At 31.5% G+C, this 5,961-nt stretch carries 4 protein-coding genes and 2 pseudogenes; 4 read left to right on the top strand and 2 right to left on the bottom strand.

The genetic code is table 11. From position 1 onward, the window contains the following. Window positions 1–183, top strand: a pseudogene (locus tag HMPREF2647_RS11085) (LLM class flavin-dependent oxidoreductase); the annotation flags it as partial. 258 nt (window positions 184–441) lie between these two features. On the opposite strand, the gene HMPREF2647_RS10495 reads toward HMPREF2647_RS11085, so the two are convergent. Next, window positions 442–2,967 (bottom strand): heavy metal translocating P-type ATPase, encoded by a 2,526-nt coding sequence (locus HMPREF2647_RS10495; RefSeq protein ID WP_070519162.1) that lies wholly within the window; start codon window positions 2,965–2,967, stop codon window positions 442–444. A gap of 17 nt (window positions 2,968–2,984) precedes the next feature. Further along, on the bottom strand, window positions 2,985–3,299 hold the full coding sequence (locus HMPREF2647_RS10490; protein ID WP_002487824.1) for an ArsR/SmtB family transcription factor: 315 nt from the start codon (window positions 3,297–3,299) through the stop codon (window positions 2,985–2,987). Window positions 3,300–3,478: 179 nt separating this feature from the next. On the opposite strand from HMPREF2647_RS10490, the gene HMPREF2647_RS10485 reads away from it, so the two are divergent. From HMPREF2647_RS10485 to HMPREF2647_RS10475, 3 genes and pseudogenes are all read left to right on the top strand, one after another. Beyond that, the gene (locus HMPREF2647_RS10485) at window positions 3,479–4,699 is read left to right on the top strand and encodes an MFS transporter (RefSeq protein WP_049436970.1); all 1,221 of its coding nucleotides are present in this window, start codon (window positions 3,479–3,481) and stop codon (window positions 4,697–4,699) included. Between the two features lie 74 nt (window positions 4,700–4,773). Then, on the top strand, window positions 4,774–5,418 hold the full coding sequence (locus HMPREF2647_RS10480; RefSeq protein ID WP_002487838.1) for an ArsR/SmtB family transcription factor: 645 nt from the start codon (window positions 4,774–4,776) through the stop codon (window positions 5,416–5,418). 223 nt (window positions 5,419–5,641) lie between these two features. Next, a pseudogene (locus HMPREF2647_RS10475) lies at window positions 5,642–5,961 on the top strand (HNH endonuclease); the annotation flags it as partial.

Raw genomic sequence — 5,961 nt, 5'->3', positions numbered from 1 at the left:
GATGAAATGATTGAATGGTTTGAAAAAGAAGCATGCGATGGTTTTATGTTGATGGCGCCGACGTATCCAGAATCATTTGAAAAATTTATTCATTTAGTGATACCAATTCTTCAAGAACGTGGAGTGTTTAGAAGAGACTATGAGAGTCATCTGTTAAAAAATCATTTGGATATAAAAAAATAAAAATAAACCGCATCATTAACCGATACGCAGAGCCTTATAATAAATAAAGCTAAGATTGGTTAGTGTGTAACTTTATGCAATTTGAAAAGATATAATGAAATAAGAGAGTTTTGGTGATGATATTAATATTTAAATAGATCTATAGACAATTAATCGCTGTTGATTTTTAACAAATCAATTCAATTTAGTTATGTTTTGTGATGGCATACTAATTAAAAAAAGAAGAACTAGGTTTTGTGCCCTAGTTCTTCTTTTTATTTAATTGTTATTCCTATTTCTTAATAAGCGTAATGAATTAAGTATGACAAGTATCGCAGCGCCTGTATCACTTAATACTGCCAACCAAAGTGTTAATAGCCCAGGAAATACAAGAATGAATGCAATCAATTTTATGATGATAGAAAAATATATGTTTTGCTTAATGATATTTTTAGCTTTTTTACTTATAGAAATCGTACGTGTTAATTGATTTATATCATCTGACATAAGTACGACATCAGCTGTTTCCATTGCTGTATCTGAACCAATACCTCCCATTGCAATACCTACGTCACTTTGTGCTAAAGCAGGGGCATCATTTATGCCGTCTCCAATCATAGCGACACGATATCCTTTATTTTGCAAATCTTTTATTGCAGCTAATTTGTCACCAGGCATTAATTCAGCATAAACTTCTTTAATACCTGAAAGTTGTGCGATTTTTTGGGCAGTACCTTTATTATCTCCTGTTAGCATTATAGTGTTTTTAATGTGAGTACCATTTAATTGTTGTATTATTTGCTTGATATTTGAACGTAATGGGTCTGCAATAGTAATCAAGCCATGAATCATGCTAGAAGATGCAATAATGATGACGGTAAAACCTTCTTGCTCATATTTGTTTATTTCTTCTTTATAGTTGTTAATTTTTTTGTTAATAGACTCAATTAATTTTACGTTACCAGCATAAACGTAACTTTCATTTATTTTACCTTTGATGCCTTGACCAACGATATTTTCAAAATCAGTTACATAAGCTTTTTTAACATTTAATTGCATTGCGTAATCTACGATAGCGTTGCTAATAGGGTGGGTTGAGTAGGATTCCAAACTCATAGCAATATTTAGCAATGTTGTTTCATTAGCATCTATAGTTTTAATCGTATCCACCTTTGGACGACCTTCAGTCAAAGTACCTGTTTTATCAAAAGCCAACGCAGATAAAGTACCTAGACCTTCTAAATGGTTACCACCCTTGATAAGTACGCCATTTTTTGCTGCACTTCCAATCGCAGTAACGATAGCTACCGGTGTTGAAATGACAAGTGCACATGGACATGCGATAACTAGTAATTCAAGCCCTTTATATAACCATTCGCCCCACGTACCTAAAGAGAATAGAGGTGGTATGACCATGACTAATAATGCTAATACAAAGACGATAGGTGTATAAATTTCTGAAAATCGATCTATAAAAGCTTGCGTCGGTGCTTTATTTTCTTGTGCTTCTTCAACCATATGAATGATTTTAGAAAGCGTTGTATCTTCTACCAATTTAGACACCCGGATGTATAAAGTACCATTTTCATTGATAGAGCCTGCATATACTTCATCGTTAATCGTTTTATCAACAGGTATCGATTCACCGGTAATAGGTGCTTGGTTTAAACTGGAACTTCCATCGGTAATTGTTCCATCTAAAGGGACGCGATCACCTGGTTTGATAAGTAAGATTTCACCAACTCGTATATCTGTCAAATCTTTAGTAGTTGTTCCGTTTTCTGTTATGACATTTGCTGTTGTGGAAGTAATATCCATTAATGATTGTATAGAATTACGTGTTTTATCTATTGAAATTGTTTGCAGCAAGGTTCCAATTGTAAATAACAATACAACAATCGCACCTTCAAAATATTCACCAATGAATATAGCGCCAATAACAGCTACGGACATCAACACATTCATATCTAAGCTTTTAGATTTAATGGCATAATATGCGCTTTTCAATGGTTTTATGCCACTAACAATAATGGCTATGATATACATTAAATTTGCAATTAATACTGGCAATGTTGTCAGAGTTACAACTAAACCAAGGATAAGAAATAATGTTGAAATGATAGGTTTTCTGAATACTCTCCATTTGGAATTACTACTTTTTTTTGTTGGACTTAATGTTGCAGAATAACCGATTTTAGAAACTTCTTTTTCAATATTTTTAGTTTTATTACCTTCAAAATCAACTTGCATTTTTCCTGTAGAAAAACTTACTTGAGCATCATTAACATATGACAAATTGTTTAAATGTTTTTCAATACTTTTAGCACAACTTCCACAATCCATACCTTCTACTGAGAAAGTTATATATTTTGAATTAGTCTTAGTTTCTTCTACATCATAGCCTAATTTTCTCACAGTTTGAGTTACTTGGTTGATATCATTTTGAGATTTCAATCCTACAGTAAGTTTACCTGTAGAAAAATTAACTTTAGGATTTGTCACTTCATCTAAAGGACTTAATGCTTTTTCAATTGTTCTTGCACAAGAACTACAATCCATGCCATTCACTTTAAAATTATAATTTGAGACAGAGGTGGCAACTTTGTCATTTTCTTCAGAGTATTTGTTATTTGTAAGATTCGTGGAATTCTGACTTGTGCATGTATATGTTTCATTATTTGAACAATTGTCATTCTTCGAATTTGTTACATGCGTTTCGTTATTGTAGCAATTATTATCCTTTACTACATTATTTGTACAACAAGTATTGGATGTTTGCTTATTATTACAGCAATCATTACTCATATATGTCATCTTCTTTCTTAGATAGTATGATATTGGCAACTCTCAATATCATCTTCAGTGTGCTCAACTACTGAATCAATCAGTTTGAGCAATTCTAAAATTTGCTTGTTTTTAATTTGATAATAAACATATTTACCTTCTTGTCTAGAAGTAACTAATCCGCAACCTTTAAGACAAGCTAAATGTTGGGAAATACTAGATTGACTTATTTTTGCTTTTTCAACAATTTCATTAACGGTCATTTCACTCGATTTGAGTAACTCCAAAATAGTTAATCTCACTTTATTAGAAAGACCGTGAATAAAATGTGCTTTTAAATCTATATTATTCAATATACCCACCTCATATTAATATTTTCTAATATGACACACATATTAATATTTTCTAATATGTATGTCAACTATCTTCTGTTATTGACTAAAAGAAATTCAACTATTAAACTGTTTAGTTTAATAGATAGTTTTATTTTAGGAGGCTTGAATATGCAAAGTTCGACAAAGAAATTGAACTGATGACCAGTGAAAAAGAATTGGTTAAATTTTACAAAAAAGTTTTAACTATTGTTAGTGTTTCTCAAATATTTGGTGGTGCAGGCCTTGCTGCTGGAATTACTGTAGGTGCTTTAATTGCTAAAGATATATTAGGTACAGATGCTTATTCAGGTATTCCATCTGCTTTATTTACTTTGGGTTCTGCAGGAGCAGCAATGATGGTTGGTATATTATCTCAAAAGTATGGACGACGGATAGGACTTTCAATTGGATTTGTTCTTGGAGGTATAGGAGCGATTGGAGTTGTAATTGCAACCTTACTTAGTAACATATGGATACTCTTCATTGCTTTACTTATATACGGTTCAGGAACTGCTACTAATCTTCAAGCTAGGTACGCTGGAACAGATTTAGCAAAGTCACATCAAAAAGGGAAGGCAATAAGTATTGCAATGGTTATGACTACATTTGGTGCGATTATAGGACCTAATGTATCTAACTTTATGGGAAGTATTGCTCAAAATTTAAATCTACCATCTTTAAGTGGCCCTTTTATATTAGCGGCAATAGCCTATATTATGGCAGGGATAGTGTTGTTTATTATGCTCAGACCAGATCCTTATATAATCGCAAATCATATTCAGTCATTCGGCAATAACAAACAAGAGGTTGATGAAACAATCAATGATAAAAACGGTATAGTGTTTGGCGGTTTTATTATGGTATTAACTCAAATTGTTATGCTTGCAATTATGACAATGACTCCTGTTCATATAGAGAATAATGGTCACTCATTAAACGCTATAGGTATTGTTATTGGATTACATATTGGTTTTATGTATCTTCCTTCTTTAATTACAGGTGTATTAGTTGATAAAGTTGGTACGAAAGTTATGAGTATTGCATCTGCTTTAACGTTACTATTAGCGGGGATAGTTTGTGCTTTTGCTCCAACAAATTCAGTGTTATGGATTGCCATTGGCTTATCTCTTCTAGGTATGGGATGGAATTTTGATCTTATTAGTGGGACTACAATTATAGTTCAATCTACAAGTTTAGATATACGCGCTAAAATTCAAGGACAAATAGATGTATTTATTGCATTATCAGGTGCAGCAGGCGGAGTATTATCTGGTATAGTTATGGCACAAAGCAATTATATGACATTGGCAATTGTTGGTGGGCTACTGTCTTTAACAATTATTCCCTTCTTACGTTTCAATAAAAAAATCAGAACATAATCTGATTTGACGCAATATATTTGCCTTTGATAACTTGAACTTGTTATTTTAATATTGAATGGTGGTGGTAATCGATGTTAAAAGATAGAAATTTTAAAGACTCAATATTTAATGAATTTTCAAATATAGGTAAATGCTTATCAAGTCCTAAGCGAATAGAACTTTTAGATTTACTTATAAGTGGGCCAAAAAGTGTAGAAAAATTAGCACGCATTACACAAATGTCAGTAGCTAACGTTTCAAAACATTTACAAACTTTGTTGAATGCTAATTTAGTTATATATACAAAAGAAAAAAATTATGTGTATTATCAATTAGCGAGTAATGATATTATTGATTTCTTAGCCGCCTTTTATCAGATTTCTGAAAATCAACGTGATAGTATCAAATATTTAAAAGAACAATTTTATAACGAAGAACCGCTCCAGACCTTAGGAATTGAAGAATTAAAAACCAAAGTGGATAATGGAGAAATACTATTATTAGATGTGAGATCGACTGAAGAATATGAACATGGTCATTTCCCAGGTGCTGTTTCTATACCATTAGAGGACTTACAAGAGAAACTAAATGAACTGCCGCAAGACATACAAATAGCTGCATATTGTAGAGGGAATTTATGTTTAACTTCTTTAGAGGCAGTCGAATTGTTAAATAAAAAGGGGTATAAAGCATTTAAGTTAGAAGATAATATTTTAGATTGGAAAAAAATAAACTAGAAAGTACTATGATTAAGGCTACTAATTTCTACTATATCTATAGTGTAATAAGTAGCCTTTTTGTTTATAATGAGAAAGTAATATGTAATAAATTCACTTTTTGTATTTATAGGAAACCGCATCATTAATCGATAAGCAGAAGCATATCATAAGTGATGCGGTTTTTATTATTATAAAGTAGAAAGATAGAAGTCAATAAATAATGTATAACGGGTGATAAATGATGAAGTATTGGATTATTCCATGTAATGTTAAAGATTATGATGTTATAGGTGCATTCAATAAATTAAGTGAAATCGATTGGAAACAAAGTAATAATATGAAATCAGCAGCGGTTGGAGATATGGTTTTGATTTATCTTTCCCGTCCCTATTCATGTATTAAATATATATGTAAAATTAAAGAAGTGAATAAGCCAAAATCCACAATTGAAGATAGCGTTTATATTATGAAAGGTGATAATTATGTTAATTATGGTAATTATATGCAACTTGAATTACTTGAAAGTATAACGGATTTTCGCCATGCCACGAAATTAGCATC

It is taken from the genome of Staphylococcus sp. HMSC035D11 (assembly GCF_001836075.1).
In the GTDB taxonomy this organism is placed as follows: Bacteria; Bacillota; Bacilli; order Staphylococcales; family Staphylococcaceae; genus Staphylococcus; species Staphylococcus hominis.
The sequence above is the reverse complement of the archived record's forward strand: the minus strand, read 5'-3'. Positions and strand labels throughout refer to the sequence as shown.